General features: G+C 38.5%; 23 protein-coding genes. 21 read left to right on the top strand and 2 right to left on the bottom strand.

Annotated elements, in window-relative coordinates; all coding sequences use genetic code 11:
- Window positions 1-50 precede the first annotated feature (50 nt).
- The 15 genes from ACYSNQ_RS06945 to ACYSNQ_RS06875 all read left to right on the top strand — a co-directional run bounded on the left by ACYSNQ_RS06945 (window position 51) and on the right by ACYSNQ_RS06875 (window position 17640).
- The gene (locus tag ACYSNQ_RS06945; RefSeq protein ID WP_426082156.1) at window positions 51-1013 is read left to right on the top strand and encodes a ribose-phosphate diphosphokinase; all 963 of its coding nucleotides are present in this window, start codon (window positions 51-53) and stop codon (window positions 1011-1013) included.
- Window positions 1014-1376: 363 nt separating this feature from the next.
- The gene (gene rarD, locus ACYSNQ_RS06940) at window positions 1377-2279 is read left to right on the top strand and encodes an EamA family transporter RarD (RefSeq protein WP_426082155.1); all 903 of its coding nucleotides are present in this window, start codon (window positions 1377-1379) and stop codon (window positions 2277-2279) included.
- Between the two features lie 68 nt (window positions 2280-2347).
- Window positions 2348-3493: a cysteine desulfurase family protein gene (locus tag ACYSNQ_RS06935; RefSeq protein ID WP_426082154.1), complete on the top strand. Its 1146-nt coding sequence runs from the start codon at window positions 2348-2350 to the stop codon at window positions 3491-3493.
- 82 nt (window positions 3494-3575) lie between these two features.
- A complete protein-coding gene (locus ACYSNQ_RS06930) occupies window positions 3576-3917 on the top strand; it encodes a DUF1831 domain-containing protein (RefSeq protein ID WP_426082152.1) in 342 nt (113 codons plus the stop codon).
- 485 nt (window positions 3918-4402) lie between these two features.
- Entirely contained in the window at window positions 4403-5788 is a 1386-nt protein-coding gene (locus ACYSNQ_RS06925) for an extracellular solute-binding protein (protein ID WP_426082151.1), read from the top strand.
- Window positions 5789-5859: 71 nt separating this feature from the next.
- The gene (locus ACYSNQ_RS06920) at window positions 5860-6738 is read left to right on the top strand and encodes a carbohydrate ABC transporter permease (protein ID WP_426082150.1); all 879 of its coding nucleotides are present in this window, start codon (window positions 5860-5862) and stop codon (window positions 6736-6738) included.
- Window positions 6735-7547 (top strand): carbohydrate ABC transporter permease, encoded by an 813-nt coding sequence (locus ACYSNQ_RS06915; protein ID WP_426082149.1) that lies wholly within the window; start codon window positions 6735-6737, stop codon window positions 7545-7547. Before ACYSNQ_RS06920 ends, ACYSNQ_RS06915 begins: the two co-directional genes overlap by 4 nt.
- Window positions 7548-7620: 73 nt before the next feature.
- On the top strand, window positions 7621-8649 hold the full coding sequence (locus tag ACYSNQ_RS06910) for a LacI family DNA-binding transcriptional regulator (RefSeq protein WP_426082148.1): 1029 nt from the start codon (window positions 7621-7623) through the stop codon (window positions 8647-8649).
- Between the two features lie 93 nt (window positions 8650-8742).
- On the top strand, window positions 8743-11052 hold the full coding sequence (locus ACYSNQ_RS06905) for a glycoside hydrolase family 65 protein (RefSeq protein ID WP_426082147.1): 2310 nt from the start codon (window positions 8743-8745) through the stop codon (window positions 11050-11052).
- Between the two features lie 157 nt (window positions 11053-11209).
- Window positions 11210-13393, top strand: a complete 2184-nt coding sequence (locus ACYSNQ_RS06900) for a glycosyl hydrolase family 65 protein (RefSeq protein WP_426082146.1) — start codon at window positions 11210-11212, stop codon at window positions 13391-13393.
- Window positions 13381-14013 (top strand): beta-phosphoglucomutase, encoded by a 633-nt coding sequence (gene pgmB / locus ACYSNQ_RS06895; RefSeq protein ID WP_426082145.1) that lies wholly within the window; start codon window positions 13381-13383, stop codon window positions 14011-14013. Before ACYSNQ_RS06900 ends, pgmB begins: the two co-directional genes overlap by 13 nt.
- A gap of 566 nt (window positions 14014-14579) precedes the next feature.
- Window positions 14580-15035 (top strand): tRNA (N6-threonylcarbamoyladenosine(37)-N6)-methyltransferase TrmO, encoded by a 456-nt coding sequence (tsaA, locus tag ACYSNQ_RS06890; RefSeq protein WP_426082144.1) that lies wholly within the window; start codon window positions 14580-14582, stop codon window positions 15033-15035.
- Window positions 15036-15103: 68 nt separating this feature from the next.
- Complete coding sequence (locus tag ACYSNQ_RS06885) at window positions 15104-15802, top strand: alpha/beta hydrolase (RefSeq protein WP_426082143.1); 699 nt, start codon at window positions 15104-15106, stop codon at window positions 15800-15802.
- A gap of 185 nt (window positions 15803-15987) precedes the next feature.
- Complete coding sequence (gene mnmA / locus ACYSNQ_RS06880; RefSeq protein WP_426082142.1) at window positions 15988-17106, top strand: tRNA 2-thiouridine(34) synthase MnmA; 1119 nt, start codon at window positions 15988-15990, stop codon at window positions 17104-17106.
- Window positions 17107-17271: 165 nt separating this feature from the next.
- On the top strand, window positions 17272-17640 hold the full coding sequence (locus ACYSNQ_RS06875) for a DUF1033 family protein (RefSeq protein ID WP_426082141.1): 369 nt from the start codon (window positions 17272-17274) through the stop codon (window positions 17638-17640).
- 196 nt (window positions 17641-17836) lie between these two features.
- On the opposite strand, the gene ACYSNQ_RS06870 is transcribed toward ACYSNQ_RS06875, so the two are convergent.
- Window positions 17837-18514: a DsbA family oxidoreductase gene (locus ACYSNQ_RS06870; RefSeq protein WP_426082140.1), complete on the bottom strand. Its 678-nt coding sequence runs from the start codon at window positions 18512-18514 to the stop codon at window positions 17837-17839.
- A gap of 327 nt (window positions 18515-18841) precedes the next feature.
- On the opposite strand from ACYSNQ_RS06870, the gene ACYSNQ_RS06865 reads away from it, so the two are divergent.
- On the top strand, window positions 18842-20929 hold the full coding sequence (locus tag ACYSNQ_RS06865) for a DNA topoisomerase III (RefSeq protein WP_426082139.1): 2088 nt from the start codon (window positions 18842-18844) through the stop codon (window positions 20927-20929).
- A 235-nt stretch (window positions 20930-21164) separates the two neighbouring features.
- On the opposite strand, the gene ACYSNQ_RS06860 is transcribed toward ACYSNQ_RS06865, so the two are convergent.
- Window positions 21165-21452: a MerR family transcriptional regulator gene (locus ACYSNQ_RS06860; protein ID WP_426082138.1), complete on the bottom strand. Its 288-nt coding sequence runs from the start codon at window positions 21450-21452 to the stop codon at window positions 21165-21167.
- Window positions 21453-21572: 120 nt separating this feature from the next.
- Between ACYSNQ_RS06860 and ACYSNQ_RS06855 the strand changes: the two genes are divergently transcribed.
- The 5 genes from ACYSNQ_RS06855 (at window position 21573) to ACYSNQ_RS06835 (ending at window position 25579) form a co-directional block, all read left to right on the top strand.
- Window positions 21573-22601, top strand: coding sequence for an SDR family oxidoreductase (locus tag ACYSNQ_RS06855; RefSeq protein ID WP_426082137.1), 1029 nt, complete (start codon window positions 21573-21575; stop codon window positions 22599-22601).
- Between the two features lie 90 nt (window positions 22602-22691).
- Window positions 22692-23099 carry a hypothetical protein gene (locus tag ACYSNQ_RS06850; protein WP_426082135.1) on the top strand — a complete coding sequence of 136 codons (408 nt, stop codon included), beginning with the start codon at window positions 22692-22694 and terminating at the stop codon, window positions 23097-23099.
- Between the two features lie 743 nt (window positions 23100-23842).
- Window positions 23843-24511: a CHAP domain-containing protein gene (locus tag ACYSNQ_RS06845; protein ID WP_426082133.1), complete on the top strand. Its 669-nt coding sequence runs from the start codon at window positions 23843-23845 to the stop codon at window positions 24509-24511.
- A 162-nt stretch (window positions 24512-24673) separates the two neighbouring features.
- On the top strand, window positions 24674-24880 hold the full coding sequence (locus ACYSNQ_RS06840) for a hypothetical protein (RefSeq protein ID WP_426082132.1): 207 nt from the start codon (window positions 24674-24676) through the stop codon (window positions 24878-24880).
- Window positions 24881-24901: 21 nt separating this feature from the next.
- The gene (locus ACYSNQ_RS06835; protein ID WP_426082130.1) at window positions 24902-25579 is read left to right on the top strand and encodes a lysozyme; all 678 of its coding nucleotides are present in this window, start codon (window positions 24902-24904) and stop codon (window positions 25577-25579) included.
- Window positions 25580-25874 lie beyond the last annotated feature (295 nt).

Here is a 25874-nt window from a genome sequence, read left to right as displayed (position 1 = left end):
ATCAGTGGTAAAATAAATGAGCGAAGAAAAAATAACAAATGGAGGAAATCATGGTTCGGAAATATGAAGATGAAACGCTGCGGATTTTTAGTTTGAATGCCAATCAACCCTTAGCAGAAAAGATTGCCGCTGGAATTGGTACAGAATTAGGAAAAAGTACAGTTCGTCAGTTCAGTGACGGAGAAATTCAAATCAATATTGAAGAAAGTATACGGGGAGACCATGTTTACCTCATTCAATCTACAAATGCACCTGTCAACGATCATCTGATGGAGCTTTTGATTATGATTGATGCATTGAAAAGAGCCAGTGCTAAAACAATTAATGTGGTACTGCCTTATTACGGTTACGCCCGTCAGGATCGAACAGCAAAGCCAAGAGAACCGATAACCGCCAAACTGGTGGCAAATATGCTTGTGGAGGCTGGTGCAACCAGACTGCTTACATTGGATTTGCACACTGTTCAGGTTCAGGGGTTCTTTGATATCCCGGTAGATAATCTTTTTACAATGCCTTTGTTTGCTCAGCATTATCAAGATCAAAAACTAACTGGAGAAAATATTGTAGTGGTTTCACCAAAAAACAGCGGGGTTCAGCGGGCGCGCAGTCTGTCTGAATATCTGAACGCGTCTTTAGCGATTGTGGATCAGTATGAGGAAGACGGTAAGCGTTCCGGCTATGTTATTGGTGAGGTCCAAGATAAAATCTGTATTCTGGTTGACGATATTATTAATACCGGGGAGACATTGACAACAGCAGCTGATATTTTAGCTGAAAACGGTGCTTCTGAAGTGTATGCTTGCGGCTCTCATGGACTGCTTTCACAGGGAGGTAAAGAACGGATTGATGCTTCGCCGATTAAGCAGCTGTGTGTGACAGATTCCGTTGTTGTTTCAGAGGACCGTAGACCAGAGTGTTTGACCATTGTTTCCTGTGCTGATTTAATGGGCGAAGCGCTGAAGAGGATTCACGAGAATACACCAATGAGTCCGCTGTTTCACTTAAAAAAATAATAGTTTTAGAGCTGAGATAAAGAGGTTGGAACAGAAACAGTTGATTTCAAGCAGTAAGAAGGAATTTGTGAAAATTGACTTATAAATTTTTGCTAAATTACAGCTTATTGCCGAATAAATTGTCTCTGTCCCACCATTTATTCGGTTTTAGGCATACTAAAAGTCTGGGAATTTATTTTTATGTCCCAGACTCTTTTAAACCCCATTTACCAGTGAAAGAGGTTTGCTGAAAAAAGCATAAGGCTAAAAAAAAATAGTTCTTGGTTTTTACAAACGGATGCTGCACGGAGTTGTTTGAATTTTTTTTGCTTTCAATTTTATATAATGATTTTTTTAATAGATGTTTTGATGGGAGGAGAAAAAATGAAGGAACAGAAAAAGGGAATTATATTAGGGTTTGCAGCATATATACTATGGGGAATTATCCCGCTGTATTGGAAGCTGCTTCCAGAAGTAGATGCATTGGATATTTTATGCTACCGAATCGTCTGGTCTTTTTTATTTATGAGCCTCTATATTTTTCTGACCAGAAAAGGCGCCGCATTTTTAGCAGAAGTTAAGGCCGTTCTAAAAAGCAAAAAGAAAACAGTAGGGATCGTTGCAGCCGCGGTTTTAATTTCAATCAACTGGTTCACCTTTATCTATTCCGTTAGTCAGGGGCGGGTGACTGAAGCTAGCTTAGGATATTATATGAATCCGTTAGTTAATGTTTTATTAGGAACAGTTATCTTGAAGGAACGACTGAATCGGATAGGAATTGTCGCTTGCCTGCTGGCTTTGACAGGGGTAGTGCTGCTAACTATTCAAACAGGTGTTATTCCTTATGCGTCACTCATCATGGCTTTTTCTTTTAGCCTATATGGGCTGTTGAAAAAGCAGATAGAAGTCAGTTCGTATACAGGTCTAACACTGGAAACACTAATTATTTTGCCAATTGCACTGATTTATCTATTATTTTTTTCAAAACAGGGATTTATGGCTTATACCGGCTCAACAAATCTACTATTAATGGGTGCTGGTGTTGTAACGGCTATTCCACTATTGTTGTTTGCGGAGGCGGCTAAACGGATTTCTTATATTATTGTTGGGTTTATTCAATATGTTAATCCGACAATTATGCTTTTATTTGCTGTTTTCCTATTTCACGAGCCTTATTCAACTGCTCAATTTACCGCATTTGGCTTTATTTGGTTGGGAATCGCAGTCTTTATGTACGGCAGTTTTCTTTCCTATCGAAAGGAACAGCAATTTTTAAAAGAAGAATAAGGATGCTTTGATGAAATCTAAGCTCTATGTTAGAATAACTCAGTAATAATGACGAAAGGACGAATCCGATGAAATACATTTATTTAGATCATGCAGCAACAACCCCTATGCATCCTGATGTGATTAACGAGATGACTGAGGTAATGACCACCAATTACGGCAATCCTTCAAGCATCCATGGTGTTGGTCGAGAGGCTCATCGGAAGCTGGAAGCTGTTCGTCAAATTATTGCGGAAAGTCTTCATGCTGCACCCCATGAGATTATCTTTACTAGTGGTGGAACAGAAAGCGATAATACAGCGATTATTGAGACTGCATTGAGAATGAAGGACAAAGGGAAACATCTCATCACTACTGCTGTAGAACATCCTGCGGTACTTGAGCCGATGAAATATCTGGAGACGATGGGCTTTGATGTAACGTATCTTCCTGTAGACAGCTCAGGTAGGGTAACAATTGAAGCATTTGAAGAAGCGTTAAATGAGGAAACGATTCTTGTTTCTATTATGTATGGAAATAACGAAACGGGTCAATTGATGCCAATTAAGGAGATCGGTGAACTTTTAAAAGAGCATCAAGCAGTTTTTCATACAGACGCTGTTCAAGCTTATGGTTCAGAAGAAATTGATTTACAGAAAATAGGAATTGACTTTTTAAGTGCTTCGGCCCACAAAATAAATGGTCCCAAAGGTGTTGGCTTTTTATATAAAAGAGAAGGAATCCGTTTACTCCCCTTTATGCATGGAGGGGAACAGGAAGAAAAAAGACGAGCTGGTACAGAAAATCTGGCTGGTATTGCAGGAATGGGAAAAGCAGTGGAACGTTTGTCAACTGAGGCGAAGCTGCAACAAAAAAAGAAAAATCAACAGTTTCAATTATTGATCTTGAAGCAACTGACTGAAGCAGAAATTGCTTACCAGCTAAACGGTTCGCAGGAGCAAAAACTTTCTCATATCCTAAATCTTTGGTTTAAAGGGGTTCCTAATGATTTATTATTAATGCACCTTGACCTCAATCACGTTGCTGTATCGACAGGATCAGCTTGTACAGCTGGAACAGTTGAGCCTTCTCATGTACTGGAAGCTATGTATGGTGAGGGACATCCTGCTGTTAATGAATCGATCCGGATTAGCTTCGGTTATGAAAATACAGAGGAAGAGATAGCAAAATTTATGGATATTCTGATTCAGACAGTAAAACGACTGACTGAATAAAAGAAATTAATGAAAATAGACTAGAAAAAACTCGTGTCAACCACTATAATAAAAGATGAATTGAACAAAAGAGGTGAAATAAATGGCGTTTACAGAAAAAGCAGCAGCACAAGGATCGGAAATATTTTATAAAGTGAATTCCGCTGCAAAACGATACACACTTAGAGACAATGGCTTTACTGAAACCAATTCTGGGAACTTCCAACTGATTCGTTCGCTGGATGCAACCCCTCAAAGTAAAGAAGGATTCAAGCTGAAACTCACGATTTCCAAGGATTTGAAATTATTGAAGATGTCAGTGACAACTGCAAATGGGCTAAAGTCTATGAATATTTTCAAAGGAGATAATCATCAAATGAGTCAGGAGAAGTTTTATTTCCTGATGGATGGAATGATTAGCCGTGGTGTTCTGGAAAAAGCTTAATTGATTTGAATCATTGATTCGTAGACAAAGACTCAAGAAATTACTTGGGTCTTTTTTCTTGTTTAAATGGCTATGTTATTACTGTGCCTATCATTTAACTAAAGACTTCAGTACAAACAAAACTGGAAAAATCAGCTGTAATAAATCTCACAATACAACAACTAGTTCAAGATTTACCTGGTATTCTTTTTTTGTGTAAAGGCTGAAAAACATGTTAAAGCATTTGAAGTGTGTAAAAGAATTAGTTATAAAAAATCATTCGAAAAAATAAAAAAATTCGATAACATCTACAAAAATTATGAAGCTTGGAAATCAGCAAAAATTAGTTGGATTTAATAACAAACGATTAATAACAAATAAAAAAAATACAAACAAAATAATAATAAAACAAATGAAAGCGCTTGACAAGATTTTAGTTTAACGTTAAACTTGTTTTGTAAGTATAAGTTTAACGTTAAACCTACAAAATATAGGAGGGCTTACAAATGAAGAAGAAAGTCATCGCAGCGTTGTTCTCAGTTTTATTAATTGGTGGTTTGGCAGCATGCTCATCAGGCAAGGAAAGCCAAACATCATCAGGTACCAAAGACACAACAGAAGATAAAGGAATGGACGTAATCGGCGAAACAGTGAAATTTGATCCAAATAAGCTAGTGAATGATGGCGAATCGATTAAAATTGATTACTGGACTTGGAACGAGGGCGATCCAGCAATTGAGATGGCTAAAGAGTATGAAAAAATCTATCCGAATGTTGAAATCAAAGTCGTTAACCAGCCTTGGGAAGATTATTGGACAAAGCTGCCATTATCATTAAAAGGGAAAGATGGTCCGGCAATTTTTAATATTCATAATTCACAACATGATATTCTAATCCCTTATTTAGCACCTTATGATATTTCAGTAGATGATTTGAAGGCTGATTTTACATCAGTTGATCCTCATGTGATTGATGGAAAAGTATATTATACTGACAGCTTAATTAATACCGGAAACTTCTATTATAATAAAGCAATGTGGAAAGATGCTGGATTAACCGATGCGGATATTCCAAAAACCTGGGATCAGTTTAGAGAAGTCGCGAAGAAGCTGACTAAAACAGAAAATGGACAAATCACTCAGGCTGGTTTTAACTATAACTTTGAAAACTATAGTGCAATCTATGAAGGGTTGAATTACCAAAAAGGCACATTGTTGTTTAAAGACGATGGTAAGGTCGTAAACTACGATAATAAAACAACTGAAGAAAACATGCAGTTCCTAATTAATCTATATGAAAAAGATAAGGTTGGTTCAAAGGACTTTGGGAAAGAAGCAAAACAAAGCTTTGGTAATGGTCAAACAGCAATGGTTTATATGTGGGGCTGGTATTTAAATGAACTGAATACAAACTATCCAGATATTGATTTTGGTGTTTTTGCAACGCCGACGCCAACAGAAGATGTACCATTTGCTTATGACCGTTACAATGGAGAAAGTACGCCAGGAATTAACAAGAATCAGTCAGAAGAACAGCAAGCTGTAGCACAGGACTTCCTGAGATATTGTCTGGCTAATGATGAATATTCTAAAAAAGGTGCTTTGGCATTAGCGTCATTCCCGACAAAGAAATCATTAGCGGATGACTCTGAAATTTTAGAAAATCCTGTATTGAGTGCGATTGCTCCTCGTGTAGACCGTCTAATCTGGCCTGGTGCCTTTCCTGCAACAGTTGAAAAAACAGCAGATCAGACATTAGATGATGTTTTATACAATGGTAAAGATATGAAACAAGCGATTAAAGATGCACAGGAAAAAATGGAATCTGAAATGAAGGATACAGATTTTACATCATTAGAATCTAGTTACGAATTCTTTGACGAAGCAAAATAAGTATAGCTTAGAGGGGATGGGGATATTCATGTCCCTTCCCCACTTAATAAAAGAATGAAGGAGGGATAATGATGGAACAAAAATCAGTTAAACCTACGTTTTTCAGCTTGAAAAATATTACGGTTACTTTACTTGTGCTATATTTTGCGGTTTTTCTAGTCTATCCGATTTATAAAGCTTTTGCCGGAAGTCTTCATGACTGGAATCCGCTGATTGATAAATATAATTTTGTTGGTCTGGATAATTTTAAAAATGTCTTAACGAATAAGCTGTTTTGGAGCTCAATGAGCAACACATTTATCTTTGCATTTTTCTCAGTGGTGTTCCGGGTGATTATCGGATTAGGTCTTGCAACGCTGCTGTATTCAAAATTGGCACGTTTCAAAACATTCTTTAGAGGGATGTTTTATATGCCGACAATCACACCATTAGTTGCGGTTTCCTTTGTTTGGATGTGGATGTTCAATCCTCAGTTTGGCTTAATTAATAAACTCTTTCAACTGGATATTAACTGGCTGATGAACTCTAAATGGGCGATGCCGGCAATTATTATCATGACAATATGGAAGGACTTTGGTTATGCTACGGTAATCTTTTTAGGCGGATTAATGGGGCTGCCGGAGGATGTATTTGAAGCAGCAGATATTGATGGAGCAAATAAGTGGCAGCGTTTCAGTCAGATTACCTGGCCATTACTTCGTCCAACAACACTGTTTGTAGTTATTACTTCACTAATCACTTATCTGCAGGCGTATATTCAGGTTTTGATTATGACCAAAGGCGGACCAGGAACCAGCACTTATGTTATTTCTTATTTAATTTATGACGAGGCCTTTGAAAAATACAATTTTGGGACAGCCTCAGCAATGGCAATCATCCTATTTGTCATCATTGGTATTTTAACCATTATTATGTTTAAAATCACTGGAGAAGGGAAGTTGGACAAATGAAAACAAAACGGATTCTGTTCAATCTGCTTCTGCTAGCCCTTGCATTGATAACAGTGGTTCCATTCATTTGGATGCTGCTTTCCTCATTTGCTACGAATCAGGAAATTGTGCGGGTAGACGGCGGTTTGTTTCCTACACCGAATACCTTTCAAAACTACATAGATGTTCAGGAAAAGTTTGATTTTATGCGGATGTTTTTCAATAGTCTGTTCATCTCTGTAACGATAACTGCAATCACAATTTACACCAGTGCTTTAGTAGGATTTGTTTTTGCTAAGTATCGCTTTAGAGGAAGAAATTTGCTCTTCGGTGTGGTACTCAGTACGATGATGCTGCCTTGGGCAGTAACAATTATTCCTAAATATGAGATGATGCTTGATTTTGGTTGGCTGGATTCCTATAAGTCGCTAATTATTCCAGCAATGATCAGTGGTTTTGGTATCTTCCTGTTCCGGCAGTCAATTTCTCAGATTTCTGATGAGATGCTGGAAGCGGCGAGAGTAGACGGTGCATCTGAATTCTTCATCTTTCATAAAATCATTCTACCCATGTCGCGCAACACGATTGCAAGTTTGGCAATTTTTCAGTTTTTATGGAGCTGGGAAGACTATCTATGGCCGTTCCTGATGATTAATGATGAGAAGAAACAGCTGATTTCTGTCGGATTGAGAATGTTCAACGGACAGTACGGAACAGACTACGGCGGATTATTTGCGGCAACTTCAATTTCAATCATCCCGGTTATCATTGTTTATATCATTTTCCAGAAGCAATTTATTGCTGGTGTGGCCAGCGGTTCAGGGAAGTAAAAAAAGAAAGATTGGATACTTCTTTACCTTATGGATATAATAGTTGTAAATAAACAAGAAGATGGTGAAGAAAATGCGGGTAACAATCAAACAAATTGCACAGGAGGCTGGCGTAAGTATTACAACGGTTTCCAATGTCATCAATAAAAAAGCCCATCGAGTTTCAAAAGATAAGATTGATCTGATTGAGGAAATCATAAAAAAATATAATTATGCACCAAATATGAATGCCAGAGCACTGGTACAATCCTCTTCAAAGCTGATTGGTCTGCTTTATTATTCAGACAAAGTAGATATTGATTTCTCCGACCCTTTTGTTACTGAGGTTCTGGAAGGAATTGAACGTCGGGCAAAGGAAGCCGGTATGTTTACGTTGATTCATAATGTTACTTCAGTGGAGGACGTAGAGGCTGTTCAGAGAAACTGGAAATTTGAGGGATTTATTGCTGTTGGTGTATCCGCAGAATTCTTCAGTGAGATTAACAAAATTATTCAAGCACCTGTTGTGTTTGTTGATACCCATCTCACAGATGAAGAGAGCTATCTGGCAGAGCACTCGAATAACCGGGTGTTCATCAATACAGATGATTTTGAAGCGGGGCTTATAGCAACCCGCTTCCTGATAGAAAATGGGCATAAAAGGTTTGCGTTTCTGACCTATCCTTTTGACGAAGATACAACAGGAGTTATCGAGCAGCGCTATCAAGGCTTTAATAAAGCCTTGAGAAACAGTAATTTGAGTTTTGAGCGCAGACATCTTTATACGAGAGATGATTTTGATCAGATGGCTGCCCGGTTAACTGAATTTACCGCAGTAGTAGTTACTGCAGATTTTCTGGCAGTTTCCTTTATTCATTCATTAAAGGTGAAGGGATTATACGACAGAGAGAAAATAGCAGTTATTGGTTTCGATGATATTAAGTATGCAGAAATTAATGATCCCCCATTGACAACTATTCGTTTGGATCATGTCAAAAAAGGAGAAATGGCATTAATTAAGCTGCTTGAAATTATTGAGGAGCCAGATAAAGAGAATCAATCGCTTTATTTTCTTTCTGGAGAATTGATTGTCCGGCAATCTGTAACGAAAGTGACTGAGTAAGAAATTCAGTAAACAAAGGAATGTCTTTTTGGGACATTCCTGCAGCCTGTTTCAAAAAACGTACTTTAAATAAAACAGGTGGTGTGTAGGCACATGGCAAAAATTGCAGATGAATACTTTAAACTTAATCCTTGGAAGATTATCGAAACTGGCTTTAATCCTGAATATGAGCAGGTGTCAGAGTCTATTTTCTCTCTAGGAAATGAATATATGGGCGTTCGCGGCTACTTTGAAGAAGGATCTTCGGGGGAAACTCTATTAGGCAGCTATTTTAACGGTATTTATGAGTTCAGCCGAAAAAAGGCGCTTTCTCATTACAAAGGAATTGTTACGAAACCTCATTTCATGCTAAATACCGTTGACTGGTTATATACAAGAATTATGATTGACGGTGAGCGGTTGGATATGAATGCGATTACTTTTGAAGATTTTTCTAGGGTACTCGATTTAAAAAACGGTTGTTTAACACGATCTTTTGTTTGGATAACGAAAACTGGAAAACGTTTGAAGGTTCAATTTGAACGCTTTCTACATATGGAAAATTCAAGCAGCGGCTATCAAAAAATTTCGTTTAAACCTTTGAATTTTAACGGAAATCTTCAGCTGATTAGTGGAGTTGATTTCAATACAAAACATGGTCAGGAGCCAGTCTCCTTCTGGAAAGAAAAGCGAAAAGGACAGCTTAATGCGCAGGAAGATTTAGCAATTATCGGCCAAACGATTTCTACTGGTCAGCAAATATTTTCCGGATTTCATCTGAATAGTAATCAGAAAGCAGAAAAGAAACTGATAGAATCAGACAAGCTAATCGGATATGAGCTTCAGCTGATTTTAGAAGAAGGACAAGAAGTCATTGTAGAAAAGCTTGTTTCTAATCTTATTAAGAAACAGCCTGCTGATACAGATGAATTGTGGCAGGAAGGAACAGACGCAGTCGAAGCACTTTCTCTTCAAGGCTATACGAAAGGACAAGAAGCTCAGCAAAACTATTGGCAAAATATCTGGGATAACTTTGATATTCGAATTGACGGGGATGAAAAGAACCAGCAGGGAATCCGGTTTTGCATCTTCCAGCTGCAGCAGACTTATCATGGACAAAATGCTTCAAACAACATTGGGGCTAAAGGTTTAACAGGAGAAGCATACAGCGGTCATGCATTTTGGGACACAGAAACCTGCTGTTTACCTTACTATCTATTTAACAATCCAAAGGCGGCTAAAAACCTGCTTGAATTCCGCTATTCAACTTTGGAGGCTGCAAAGCGCAGAGCCAAAGAATTGGATTGTCAAGGTGCCTGTTATCCAATTGCTACGCTGAATGGGGATGAGGCGTGTGACCTTTGGCAGCATGCCAGTACACAGTTTCAGCCAAGCACAGGAGTAGCCTATGGTATCTGGCATTACAGTCACCTAACAGGAGATAAAGAATTTCTATACAGTCATGGAGCAGAGATGCTGGTAGAAATTTCCCGCTTTTTGGAAGCACGGGGAGATTGGAGTCAGCTGACAAATAAATTCGGCTTTTACGGTGTAATGGGACCGGATGAGTTTCAGGTGATGGTCAACCATAACGCATATACCAACTATATGGCAAAAATGACATTTGAGTATACAGTGAAGATACTGAAACAAATGCTTAAAGAAGCGCCAGAGCAATTTGTGGCAGTACAGGAAAAAACTGGCGTAACAAAGGATGAGTGGGAAAACTGGGCGCATTGTGCAGAAGAAGCGCTGTTCTTTGAAAGAGAAGATGGTGTTATCGAACAACACGATGGATTTTTTGATTTGCCTCATATTGATATTCAAAAGATTCCTGTGACGGATTTTCCATTGTATTCTCACTGGTCCTATGATCGTATCTATCGCAATGATATGATCAAACAGCCGGATGTTTTGATGTTCCAATTCTTATACAATCAACAGTTTTCTAAAGAATCTAAGCGGGTAAACTACGAGTACTATGAACCTAGAACGATTCATGAATCTTCATTGTCACCGTCTATTCATTCTGTATTAGCGGCTGAATTAGGCAAATTTGATGAAGCCTTTGATTTCTTCAGCTTTGCGACTCGGATGGATTTGGACAATTACAACCGCAATACGAATGAAGGGCTTCATACGACATCTATTGCCGCCGCCTGGATGAATATTGTCTATGGCTTTGGTGGACTTCGGAGTGACGGCAGCCAGCTGGTTTTGAACCCAATACTGCCGGTACAGTGGACAGGCTATTCCTTTAGAATCCAATATAACGGCAGCATCATTGAAGTTGCTGTTGCTGATAAACAGGCGACTCTTCGAACAGTTGCCGGCAAGCCAGTAACAATGACCGTCTATGGACAGGAAAGAACGATTGCTGAAGCAAGCAGTCAGTTGATGATTCCAGAACAATGGCAAGTTTAAAGAACTGTCAGTAGCTTTTCTCGACTGGTGAGACCTGCCTGAGGAGTAGCTGGACTTGGAAAATAGGCGAATCACTATTAGGGAGATTGGGCAGGGATGAAGAATTTTCTCTCAATCTTCCTTTTTGTCGAAATTAAGAAAAATTGGAGGAGAAAACATGAGCTGGATTATTTCAGAGACTGGAAAACAGCTGGACAAAGCTGTAGATTTTGGAAATAAATTCCTTATCGGTAATGGCTATTTCGGCTATCGGGGGACGCTGGAGGAGTATACAAAGAAAGAGATGGTTGCCTGTAATCTATCTGGAATTTACGATCAACGGGGAACCGCTTGGCGGGAACCCGTTAATGCGCCTAATGGATTGTTTACAAAGCTAACAGTAGCTGGAGAAAACATTGATTTAACAACCTGCGATATTGAAGAGCATCTTCAGCAATTAGACATGTACAAAGCCGTTCATCAGCGAAAAACAGTTTTTAAGGGAAGCAACGGGCTAGTGACAGTTGAAAGTGAGCGTTTCGCAAGCAGCAGCGACTCCCATCTCCTGGTCATGAGCTATTCTTTTTCTTTAGAGAAAACTGGGGAAGTTCGGCTTTTAACAGGAATTGATAAGCAGATTTGGGATATTAATGGTCCTCATTTAACGGATTTTACCGTTCATAAAGAGACAAGCGTCATTGGTTTATCTGCTGTAACCAGTGAATTAGGAGAGACCGTAATCACAGCTGAAACAGCTGCTTTTAACGAAGATATACAGCCGCAGCTGATTGATTCAGAAGCCGGTGTTTTTCATGAATTTACATTTACCGCTGAAGCGGGGAAAACATATACTTTGACTAAAACAATTGCGGTTTACACATCAAAGGATACAGAGAATCCTGTCGAAACAGCACTTGAGAGCAGCCGGAAGGCGAACAATATCGGCTATGAAGTCTTGAAAGAACAGCATGAGGAACAGTGGAAAAACTATTGGTATGTATCAGATGTTGAAATTGAAGGGGATGAAGAAGCTCAGCTGGCATTACGTTACAGTATTTATCAGCTGCTAAGTATCGCCCCTAGAAAAGGACAACCAGTATCAATACCGGCTCGGGGGCTGTCAGGTCAGACGTATAAAGGAGCTGTTTTCTGGGATACAGAGATGTTTATGCTGCCTTTTTTCCTGCATACAGCACCTGATGTAGCAAAAAGCTTGATGGATTATCGAATTCGCACATTGGATGGGGCCAGAGCAAAAGCAGCTGAATATGGCTTTAAAGGTGCTTTCTATGCCTGGGAAAGCCAGGAAAATGGACAGGATGCTTGTTCAGACTACAATGTTACAGATGTGTTCACTAAACGACCAATGCGGACCTACTTCCGTGATAAGCAAATTCATATTAGCGGCGATGTTGCCTACGGTATTTGGCAAACCTATTTAATGACTGGTGATCAGGAGATTTTATTCGATGGAGGAGCTGAAGTCATTCTTGAATGTGCCCGTTTTTATTATTCCTATTCCTATTATCGTTCTGAGAAAGAACAGTTTGAGCTGATTGATGTAATTGGTCCGGATGAATACCATGAACGTGTTTATAATAATGTGTATACAAATAAAATAGCGGCTTACACACTGGATATTGCACTAAAAACACTGGAAATTATTAGTGAAAAACCGGATTTTTACCGAGCGCTTATTGAAAAGCTGAATTACGAGGAAGAAATTCTAAATCTAAAAAAAATGAAAGTCGCTTTATATATTCCGGAACCTGATGAAGAAACCGGTGTTATTGAGCAGTTTGACGACTACTTTAAGCTTGAGGATACAACTGTGGATGAGGTTCGCTCGCGGCTAATCGACCCGAAAGAATACTGGGGCGGTGCCTATGGTGTGGCTTCAGATACACAAATCATCAAGCAGGCAGATGTCGTGTTGATGCTGAACTTATTTAAAGAGGATTATTCAAAAGAAGTAAAAAAAGCCAACTGGACCTACTATGAACCACGAACAGAGCATGGTTCTTCTTTAAGTCCCTGTATTTATGCCTTGCTTGCCTGTGATGTTGGCGATCCTGAGTGGGCATATCCGTACTTCATGAAGACTGCCTCCGTTGATTTAACGGGACAGACGAAACAATTTGCTGGAACCATTTATATTGGTGGAACCCATCCGGCAGCGAACGGTGGCGCTTGGATGGCTGCAGTTCTTGGCTTTGGCGGATTGAAGATAGAAAACGGCAAGCTTTCAACAAATCCCAAGCTACCAAAAAAATGGACAAAGCTAAGCTTTAAAGTTTGTAGAAATGACGGAATTTATCAAGTGGAAGCAGGAAAGGACGGCAGTAAAATATGGAAACGATGAAAGGTGCAATATTTGATTTGGATGGTGTAATTGTGGATACTGCAAAGTATCATTATCTGGCTTGGAAAAAGCTGGCGAATCAGCTAGGATTCGATTTTACTGAAGAGCAAAATGAACGATTGAAAGGTGTCAGCCGAGTGCGTTCACTGGAAATTCTTTTGGAGATTGGCGGTATTAATTTAACTGAGGAAGAGCAGGAAAAGTACAGAGAACTGAAAAATGAGTGGTATCTGGATTATATTAAAGATATGAAAACAGATGAGCTTTTAAAAGGGGCAAAGGAATACATCCTGCAGCTTAAAAAAGCCGGAATTAAGATTTCTTTAGGGTCTGCCAGTAAGAATGCAGTTTTAATTCTAAAGAATTTAGACATTTATGATCTTTTTGATGCAATTATTGATGGTAATCAAGTATCCAAGGCTAAGCCTGATCCAGAGGTTTTTTTAAAGGCAGCAGAAGCACTAGGATTAGATTCGTCAGTGTGTACTGTTTTTGAGGACGCCGAAGCAGGGGTTCAGGCTGGAAAAGCGGCAGGAATGTATGTAGTTGGAATCGGAACAAAAGAGAATCTTCCAGAGGCAGACAGGGTTGTTGCTGGACTTTACGAATTATTAGTTTAAAAATTTAAGTGACTGATAATTTTATAATGGAGTAAAGATAGAAGGTCTAAGTTGTATGGGAGCGGGCAACTCCTGCGGTTACTCATCGCAGTTTAAAATCTGACAAGTGCTCCCGCGGTTACTCGTCGCAGCCTAAAACCCGACAAGTGCTCCTGCATTACTGTTTATTCGATTTTCATGTGAGTGAAACATAACTCTTTGAGTTATATCTCACTCACGTTTTTTTGCTTTAAAACTGAACAAAAGAAGAAGTAGAAATAATTTTTTGAAATAAGCTGCCTTTTTATTAAAAGTTTTGAAGCAGCAAGAAAAAGTATAGCCTAAAGAATAGGTGCTATTACGATTGCGTTCCTTATTCTCCATGATTAATACTTTCAGTCAACCGTTCTTGTATTGTTACGCTTAAAATTTGCTATGAATGCAAATGATGATATCCCTGCGTTTAGTTTCCCCAAAAAGTGAAACTACTGCTATAAGAAAGTTCTCTTTATGCTAAAATGAGAAAAGAGAATAGTTGTCAGTTATTTGTAAAAGAAGAGAGGGCTGCTGAAAAAAGGAGAGTGCCTATGCCTATTGAAATCGAAGCAATTGGAATTGTAGATAATCAAATAAGCCAGCGTAAGGATAACTCATGGGGAACAGACCTATCCAAGGTTATTCTAAAATCAAATTATTTTGGCGGATTGAAAGGCTTATCAGAATTTTCTCATGTTCTGATACTCTATTATCTGAATCAAGCACATTTTGATGAAAAAAATCATTTGCAAAGAAAGCCGCAGAACAGGGAAGATATGCCTTTAGTAGGAATTTTTTCCCAAAGAGGAAAGGATCGCCCAAACCAAATCGGGATTACAGCAGTAGAGGTAGTTTCTGTTTCGGAAACTACGTTAACAGTGAAAGGGCTGGATGCAATTGACGGCACGCCGGTTTTAGACATTAAACCATATTATCCCATGTATGATTGTAAAGATGAGGCAATTGTTCCGGAGTGGGTCAATCGACTAATGAAAAGCTATTTTTAAATGAAAAAGAACTTGATTTTATTAATAGCAGGAAGTAAAAGAATAATTGAAAGAAACAGAGGAAGAACATGCAAAAAGAATACATTAAAATCCAACATATTCCAGCACTTTTATGGGGAAAGCAATCAGACCGACTATACGTTGCGGTTCATGGCGATCAGTCTAACAAAGAAGACAAAGTTATTGCACTGCTGGCTGAAGAAGCAGTGAAGAAGGGGTTTCAGGTGCTTAGCTTCGATTTACCTGCTCATGGAGAAAGAATAGGTGCAGAACCTCAAAATGCTCAAATATATATTGAAGAGCTTGAACAAGTAATGGTCTATGCAAAAAAACAGGCAAAAGACATTTATTTGTTTGCCAATAGTATTGGCGCCTATTTTAGCTTACTAGCTTTTTCTGATGAGAAGCTAAAGCAGACCTTGTTCTTATCACCTATTTTAGATATGGGTCAGCTTTTTGAAAAGATGATGCTTTGGGCGGGAGTCAATCCTGACCAGCTGCAAAAGCAGCAGGTTATAGCCACACCCTTCAAGACTCTCTATTGGGCGTACTATACTTATGTTAAGGCACATCCTATTGTAATGTGGGATATACCAACTGCTGTTTTATACGGTACCCTTGATAACTTAACAGATATGTCAGTGATAAAGGATTTTTCCAGCCGATTTCCAGTTGATTTAACGATTATGGAAGACAGTGAGCATTTTTTCCATACAGAGAAGCAGCTGGCTTTTTATCAAGCATGGCTACAGCAAATGATTAGTTAATTGAACGGCAGCAGCGACCTTGCCTGTCGGGGGAACAGTATTTATTGGCAATAGTTATTTAGGTTTTTTTATAATTTTGCGAACATCTTTACATCTCATGAATTCCTAGTATAATGGAAAGCACTGGAAAACAGCGACCTTCAAATCGTGGATGTTTCAGAATCTATAAGAATGATGGTGAGAAAATGACAAACAGCAAGATACGTGTTGTCGTCGGAATGAGCGGCGGGGTTGACTCGTCGGTTACAGCACTGCTTTTAAAGGAGCAGGGCTATGATGTTGTAGGCATCTTTATGAAAAATTGGGATGATACCGATGAAAATGGTGTCTGTACAGCGACAGAGGACTATAAGGATGTTGCTAAGGTAGCCGATCAAATTGGTATTCCCTACTATTCGGTGAATTTTGAAAAGGAATATTGGGATCGTGTGTTTGAATATTTTTTAGCAGAATATCGACTTGGCAGAACACCGAATCCCGATGTTATGTGTAATAAAGAAATCAAATTTAAAGCCTTTTTAGACTATGCTATGCAGTTAGGTGCAGATTATGTGGCTACAGGACACTATGCACAAGTAGCGCGTGATGAAGACGGAACCGTCCATATGCTGAGAGGTGTAGATAATAATAAGGATCAAACATATTTTCTAAGTCAGCTGTCACAAGAACAGTTAGCTAAAACTATGTTTCCGTTAGGCAGCATGGAAAAATCAGAAGTCCGTCGTATTGCAGAAGAAGCAGATTTAGCAACTGCAAAGAAAAAGGATTCAACTGGTGTTTGCTTTATCGGAGAAAAGAATTTCAAGGAATTCTTAAGTAATTATTTACCGGCTAAGCGCGGCAATATGGTCACTGAAGATGGTGAAGTGAAAGGTCAGCATGACGGATTAATGTATTATACAATTGGTCAGCGGCAAGGACTTGGAATTGGAGGAGGCGGTCAATCGCAAGAACCTTGGTTTGTGATTGGCAAGGAGTTGGAAACAAATACTCTTTATGTTGGTCAAGGCTTCCATCATCCGACACTCTATGCTACACGTCTGGATGCCAGCCAAATTCATTTTACGACAAATGAAGAAAGAGTAAAGGAATTCCGCTGTACAGCAAAGTTCCGTTATCGTCAGCAGGATGTTCCCGTGACTGTTAAGCTTTTATCTGATAATCGGGCCGAGGTCATCTTTGATGAACCAGTCCGTGCAGTAACACCAGGACAAGCAGTGGTATTTTATGATGGCATGGAATGCCTTGGCGGCGGTCTGATCGATCAGGCATATAAAGACGCAGAAGTTCTTCAATATGTTTAAAAGTATGGGATGCCTTTGATTGATTTATCAGAGGCATCTTTCTAATAGCTAGACCAGCTTTTATGTTAAAATAAGATAACGGATGTTCTTTTTAAGCTCAATTGCTTGCATCTTTATCTGGAACTGACTACAATAGCATTTGTATGAATTGAAGAGGTGAAAAGAGTGTATCAAGTAATTTTAATGTATGGTGATAATGAACCATGGTGGTTTTTTGAAGAGTGGCGGGATGACATCATTGAAGAGAAAACGTTTGACTGTTTGGACGAAGCAGCTGCATATTACATAGAAAAGTGGCAGGAAATTTCCTCAAAATATACATATACAAATGCAAAGCCTAACTATCTTTCAGCCTTTTGGAATGATGGGGATGAGCGCTGGTGTGAAGAGTGCGATGATGATTTACAGCAGTATATGGGACTTGCCCTGCTGCAGGATGATCAGCCGGTAAATTTTGAAAGCGGCAAGGATCTCTATGAAGCTGGTGACCAATGCGGCAAAGCCAAGTGCTGCAAAAGAAGTGTTGCCAACTAACAGCAAAAAAAGTAGTTTAATTAGGTAAGATAGACGTATTTAGAAATAAGCTGCATATCTAAAATAGGAAAACTATTTTAGATATGCAGCTTATTTTTTAAATTGCTTTATTAAAAGTTACACGTGGAATAAATGACTAAATCCGGCAGATTATGCCATATTTTCTATAGCAGAATTGCTTTTAATCGTTACATACTCATTTCCTGTTTTCTATTGTACAAGCCCTGTTGTTTGCGTCTGTTGGTTCAAGAATTTCAATCACGGGCGCCTCTTTTTCTTTAATTGTCTGAAGTGCTTGAATAATCTGTTCCAGAGGCTGAGCCCCGTTAATCAAATATTTTCCATTTACAATTAATGCCGGGACACCTTTCAGCTGGTAGGTATCAGCCAAATGAAAGTCAGCTTCAACCAAGGCCAGGGTTTCTGGTGAATCAAAGGCTTCCTGCCACTTTGTGAAGTCGATTGAAGATGATTTGATTAGGCGTTCAATGACAGCCAAATCTTCGATATTTTGGTTTTTGACAAATAGCTCCTCTTGAAGAGCATCAAAGATATCCCAGTAACCGGCTTCTCCTGCAACAACGCCAGCGGCTTTTGCAGCAAGCAAGCCATTCATTGAAGTTGGAAATAAAAAATCTGTTTTTTTCATTCCTTTAATATTAAACCGGTGAAGCTCATCATTTTGATTGGCATGTACCCAGTGAGAAAGAATTTCCGATTTGGCTTGTTCTCTACTGCCAAACATTTGTGCTAGATCCTGTGGTTCTTTTGCTAGTGGAAATGAACGGTGAACAATTTGAACTTGTCTCATTCGGTAAGACATAGGAAAACAAAAGCTACAGATGACATCATGAAAAAATTCGATTGCTATCATAAGAACTCCGTTATTTTGAATTTTACACTTACAATTAGTAAGTATGTAGTTTTTGACTTTATATTTCAATAAGAAAGACTTAAGTAAAAAGCAAAGAGAGAGAAGAATGTGGTAGAATAAAGGCATTGAATTTTTTAATTAAGAGAAAAACTATATTAATACTGTAAAAGACTAGGAATTCATGTTATTTTCTTTGGTCGATGATTAAAGCAATAAATGCTAATAAATACCCGAGATACTCGGCTAAAAAAGCATCTTGCTGTGTTTTATGTAGGAATTGATTTTTCAGAGATTATTATAGATGAAACAGGAAAGTGAGTGAAATATATGGCGAACAAACAACTGATTATTGCTGAGAAGCCTAGTGTTGCTAAAGATTTAAGTAAAGTGCTGGGTGCAAACCAAAAAAATAAAAGCTATTATGAAGGGCCTACGGTAATTGTAACTTGGGCACTGGGTCATCTTTTAGGATTAAAAATGCCAGAGGATATTAATAAAGAATGGCAGTCTTGGCAAATGGAGACGTTGCCAATGGTGCCAAAGAATTTAGGCATCAAGCCTCTGCCTAAAACTGGCCATCAGTTAAAGGCAATTAAGCAATTAGCAAGCCGCAAAGATGTCACAGAAGCAGTGATTGCTACAGACGCTGGACGGGAAGGCGAGCTGGTTGCCCGTTGGATTCTTGAATATATCCGCTTTGAAAAACCAGTGAAGCGCTTATGGATTTCTTCACAGACAGATAAGGCAATCAAGGATGGGTTCAGAAAGCTGCGCCCAGCTAAAGAGTACGATAACCTTTACTACTCTGCGCTGGCACGGGCCAAGGCTGATTGGCTGGTTGGTCTGAATGTGACACGGGCTCTCACTGTAAAATATCAGGACAGTCTTTCAGCCGGTCGTGTGCAAACACCCACATTGGCATTGGTAAGAGATCAAGAGAAAAAAATTGAAGGCTTTCGTCCGCAAAATTATTTTAGTGTAGATTTAAATTATCATAAAGAAAAAGGACGCTTGGTTCAAAAAAATCAATTTGCGTTTAAAGAACGCAGCGAGGTAGAAGCTTTTGTGAAAGAGCTAAGTAAGAATAATGGAAAGGTTTCAGATATACAGGATAAGATGAAAACAGAAGCTGCTCCATTACCTTACGATTTGACTGAAATTCAGCGGGATGCCAACCAGCGCTATCAGTTCTCGGCAAAGAAAACATTGTCGCTGGTACAAAGTCTGTATGAATACCACAAAATCGTATCTTATCCTCGGACAGACAGTAAGTATTTGACAACAGATATGAAAGACACAATGAAGGAACGTTTACAGGCTATCAGCTCCAGCTTTCCAGAAGCGAAGGAATACCTGAAAAATAATGGTCAGGTTGTCTTGAACAAAGTATTTAATAATGAGAAGGTTAGCGATCACCATGCCTTGATTCCTACTGAACAGCGTCCTCGCTTTGAAAAATTGAGCAATGACGAACAAAAAATTTATTTAATGATTGTTGAACGTTTTCTAGGAATCTTTGCCCAGCCTCATAAAGTAAATCAGCGAAAAATTACCGTTTCTTTCGGCAAGGAAAATTTTGTTTTTAGACAGAATAAAGTAGAGGTTGCTGGTTGGAAAAAAGAAAAAGAAGCCGCTGCTGCCCCAACGGCGGATTGGAAAACTGGAATGAGTATTCAGCCGAATTTTTCAATTAATAAGGAAATGACGACTCCCCCTAAACCACTTAATGAAGGAACACTGCTGGGAGCAATGGAAAAACATAGCCTTGGCACTCCTGCAACTAGAGCTGAGATTATTGAAAAGCTGATTAAATCAGAATTGATGGAAAGAACAACACAAGGTTTGCTGGTTTCTCCTAAAGGGAAGCAGCTGCTTCAGTTGGTGAATCCATCTCTGGTGACACCTGAGCTAACTGAGAAATGGGAAAAAACATTGGAGCAAATTGCTCATGGTAAGAAAAACAGCAAGGAATTTTTGAAAGAGATTGAACAGGATACCAGCCGTTTGGTAAGTGAAATCAAGAAAAGCGAAAGCCGCTACCAGGATTTTTCCCTGACACAAAAAAAGTGTCCGGACTGTGGTGAAAACTTGCGTGAAAAAAATACTCGTGATGGAAAAATTTATGTTTGTTCAAATCAGGAGTGCAGCTACAGAAGAAGAAAGGATCCCAAGGTATCCAATCACCGTTGTCCTCAATGCCACAAGAAAATGGTGATTATTGATGGTAAGAACGGCTCTTATTTCAAATGCAATACTTGCTCCATAAGTGAAAAGATTCCAGATAAAAAGCAGCGCAATAAAAAAATTACTAAACATGAAGAACGCCAACTGATGAAAAAGTATTCTCAAAAAGAAGAACCAGGAGAAAGCGCCTTGGCACAAGCTTTAAAAGCAGCGCTGGGAGAAGATAAATAAAAAAATAGTTTCGTTATCGTTGGATTGAAAAAAGGAGTGATGACTGGTTGAGGTCATCACTCCTTTTTCTAATTTAACCCCGAGTTACTTTTGTATAAGGATTTGGCAGGTGATACGCGTCCTTTTCAGCAGAAGCAAAATTTCGTTGTAGATTAATGATTTTTACAGCATCTGTAGAACTGTAGGTATCAATTTTTATTTCTATTTCTTTTAGATTCTCATTTAATTCCTGAATTTATGCTAATACGTTACTTTTATGGGTAGAAAGTAATTCTTTGCGGGCAGCAATTGTATCAGGTCCTTTAAGAACACAATCAATAAAGGCTCGGATATCTTTGATTGGCATGCCAGTATTTTTTAGACAGCAAATGGGTTGCATTAAGTATAAATCAGACTCAGTAAAAGCACGGTGCCCAGACGAATTTTTTGAAACAAATGGCAGCAGCCCTTGTTTGTCATAAAAATGAATTGTAGGAATCGACAAGCTAAATAGCTCTGAGACCTCTTTAATAGAATAAGTCATTGTTTCTCTCCTCAAAAAAGTTAATCAAAACTCTTGACCTAAACAGTACTTTAGGTTCTATGATGATAATTCATCAAATGAATGATAGATTCAATTTTATGATTAGCGGAGGGAAAAGAGATGCAGAATAATGTTTTAGTAACAGGAGGTACAGGATTTCTTGGAATCCAAATAATAGTTCAATTGCTGCAAAAAGGGTATAATGTGAGAACTACCGTGCGTTCAATCAATAGCAAGGAAAAAATTATTGAAATGCTTAAAGAAAACGGTACAACATCAGTTGAACAGCTTCAGTTTTTTGAGGCTGATTTATCCAAGGATGACAATTGGGAGACGGCTATAACAGATTGCGACTATGTTCTGAGTGTTGCTTCACCAGTTTTCGTTACTAGACCAAAAAATGAAGAAGAAGCAATCCGTCCAGCGGTTGAGGAAATTAGTAGAGTATTAAGGGCAGCTCGGAATTCAGGGGTAAAGCGTGTCGTAATGACATCCAACTTTGGATCCGTTGGATTTAGTAATAAAGATGCATCAATTCCAACAACTGAAAAAGATTGGACTAAGGTAGACGAAAAAGGATTATCTATTTACGAAAAATCTAAGCTTCTAGCTGAGCAGTCTGCTTGGGATTTCATCAAAAATGAAGGAGGCTCATTGGAATTTGCAGCAATTAATCCAGTAGCTATATTTGGTCCATCTTTGAGTGCTCATATTTCAGGAAGCTTTGAAATTTTACAAGGTTTATTAAATGGATCAAGCAAAAGAATACCAAATATACCTTTAAATATTGTAGATGTCCGAGATGTTGCTGATTTGCATATTCGGGCAATGACCAGTGAAAAGGCGAATGGACAGCGATTTATTGCTTCTGCTAAAGGTCAAATATCAATAACTGAAATAGCATCAATAATCAAGAAAAAGCGACCCGAAGCTGCCGGAAAAGTCCCCTCAAAAATATTACCTAATGGAATTATCCGTATTTCTTCGTTGTTCAGCAGACAAGCTAAAGAAGGGGTACTCCTTTTGGGAATGAGCCGTAATGTCAGTAACGACAAAGCAAAAAGGGTTTTAGACTGGCAGCCGATTGCAGATAATGAAGGTATTATTTTAGCCTCCATTGATAGTATGATCAAGCATCATCTTATATAAAACGGCTTAACTGGAAAATAGAGTTGAGCTTAACTTGGAAAGGCGGGGATTGTTACGGAAAATAGCATAACTCAATTAGAAGGTCAATGGTTGATTAAAGGGTCAACTTTTCCTATGTGGCTTTCTGGAAAACGTCAGGTGCCAAGTATCAGCTATAAAATACTCAATCGCCATCCACTTAAACTATTGGATATAGTTACATATCAAACGAATACTGGGAAAATAAGAAAAATCACTGGTATAGATACGTTTAGAGAAGAGTTATTCGTTTGGCGAGGCAAAGGAGTTTTAAAAATTCTGACTAGTAAATGGCGAGTGATTGGCTTGACGGACAATATTCTGGTGATTAGATTTGATGCCTCTCTTGTAACCCCAGCAGGAATCGATGTTTTGGTACGGAAAGGTACAGAAATAGGCAGCCTTGGAGCTGTGCTTACTAACAACACTGATAAGTTTGGGCTTACGATTGATGAAATCAGCAGATTGAAATGGATTTAATCATATTAATAAGCACAGTAAAAGAATAGTTTTTGAAAAACTAGTTATATGACAATTTGTGTTGTAGGACAAAAAACTGAATAAACTTGTTGAGCTTAAAACAAATGCAGGAACTCCCTGCCGTTGTGTACCAACCTCCAAAAGTTAGACCTGAAAATCTAACTTTTAGAGGTTGGTACACCGTTGTTTTAAGTTCTTTTATTTGAAGAAAGGAAACAAAGCGAATAATCTGGGCAGCTAAGCCAATAGTTCATTATGCTTTGCCTCGAGTAATCCCAGAGACAGGCTTTACAAAGTCTATTCGTAGCTGGACAGCTAGCTTCAATTGTCGTTTAAGCAAGGGTGATATTTGATATTAACAGGTGTGAGTATTCAAGTCCGTGGAATCCTTCAATAACAATTTTCAATAACGTTGCAATCTTCCATAGTGTTTCTATTCTTGAGTCGTTCCATACCAAAGAGCATTCAGCGTTTTTACCTGTAGTTGATCCAGTATATGATTCATTTGTTGGATACACGGAAACGCTCCGTAATAATTTGTGCACGAGAAAATACCTTTTGAATTAACTAGTCATAGCTGACATTCATGTTCATGCTAAAATTATACTCTTTAGCAAAAACTCATGATTATGGGAGGAATTTAACAGTTATTTGACAGTTTTTGCTTACATATTCTGGTTATAATTCTTACATAGGATATCCTAAATAAATAAACATTCGAATGGTAGAAAAGGAGTAAGAATATGGTAAAAGCAAGTAGTGTAGCAACTTATGTAAACAGCCTTGTCGGTCAGCGTATCGATATGGACAATGCTTATGGCTCACAGTGTATGGACTTGACGATTCATGTCATGAAAAAATACTTTGACTGGTGGCCCAGCGGCAATGCGATTCATTTAACAACACAGGCTATCCCAGCCGGCTTTCAGCGAATTCGGGTAACCAATGCTGCGAGTATCAAAAAGGGGGATGTCCTTATTTGGGGACTGGGCATATATGCTCAATATGGACATACAGCAATTGCTGTAGAGGATGGGCAAGGAGATGGAACTTTTGTCTCTGTAGATCAGAACTGGCATAACTCAAGTTTAGAATTTGGAAGCCCGGCAGCTAGAGTTCTTCATAATATGGATGGTGTCTGGGGTGTTATTCGTCCTAATTATGAAACGGAGTCTGCACCATCGCCTTCAGAGTCACTTTTCGATACCCCGTGCTTCTTTGAAGTAGAGGGGGATTCCACGACTTACTATTTTGATGGTAAAGGGATTACAGGGATTGCTCATCCAGATGAAAAGGGTATTTTGAATACAATCTATAAAGCCAATTACGGCAAAGATATGCCGACAGTTCATCGAGCAGTGGGCTGGTTCTCAAGATTGCGCAGTGTATCGACGCGTCCGCTTGTAAAATAAGTGGAAAAACAGTATATACTTTATATTTGGAAAGAAAAGTGGGAGTTTTATGAAAGTTTGTATTGCTCATTTTAGAATATAATTAACTTATAGAGATGACAGCGCTGATATTTCTATAAAACAAACAACTATTTATTAAAATTATTAAGGAGGAAAATAATTATGAAATGTTTTTTTGAAGTAGAAGGAGATTCAACAATTTATTATTTTGACGGTAAAGGAATTACGGGGATTGCCCATCCAGATGAAAAAGGTATTTTGAATACAATCTACAAAGCAAATTACGGGAAAGATATGCCAACGGTTCGCCGAGCAGTAGGCTGGTTCTCAAGACTACGTAGTGTATCCACACGTCCGCTTGTAAAATAATACTACTGAGGAGGTGGAAGAATGGCAAATGAAAATATGAAGATTTCTCAAGATGGAAGAAATCTAATTAAAAAATGGGAAGGTCTTCGTTTGACTGCCTATCAGGATTCTGTAGGTAAGTGGACAATCGGGTATGGACATACGAAAGGTGTTTATCCAGGAATGACTATTTCAGAAAGTCAGGCGAATGCTTTTCTAGATGAAGATATCAAATCACATGCATCTGGTATTTTCAACTACGTAGAGGTTCAATTAACACAGGGACAGTTTGATGCTTTAGTGAGCTTTCACTTTAACTTAGGTGAGGCGATTCTTGTGGGTTCTCAGCTGTTGGTTTATCTAAACAGCAGGCAATGGCAGGCTGCAGCAAACGAAATGAAAAAATATGTTTATGCAGATGGTGAATTTCTACAAGGTTTGCTTAATCGTAGAAACGATGAAGTAGCATTGTTCTTAAAAACAGGCGGAGTTGTAGAGGACGCCCTATTTGACACACCTTGTTTCTTCGAGGTGGAAGGTGATTCAACAACTTATTACTTTGACGGTAAAGGGATTACAGGAATTGCTCACCCAGATGAAAAGGGTATTTTGAATACAATCTATAAAGCCAATTACGGGAAAGATATGCCAACGGTTCGCCGAGCTGTAGGCTGGTTTTCAAGATTGAGATCAGTGTCTACTCGTCCCACTGTTAAATAACTAATCTGAAAATATAGTTAGTAGAAAAAGCCTTATCGGGGATCAACCGATAAGGCTTTTTTTAAATTGGAGTAAGCTGCTGATTTATAGAGAGAAAAAATCTGGTTTTTTATCGTAAAGCAATGATTTATTTTTCCTAATAATTAGAATACTCTGAAAAATTCGTTTTTTTTCATTTTTCCATTTCGAAAGTCTTGGTACTTTTGCAATAAAGGAGTATACTCAAAAGGACATCATAATAATTATTATTTTATAGTGCTTTTTCTTATATGAAGAAAAAGCTGAGAACAAGGAG

The organism is Enterococcus sp. LJL51 (assembly GCF_054871795.1).
This window is presented reverse-complemented; position numbering and strand designations above follow the sequence as displayed.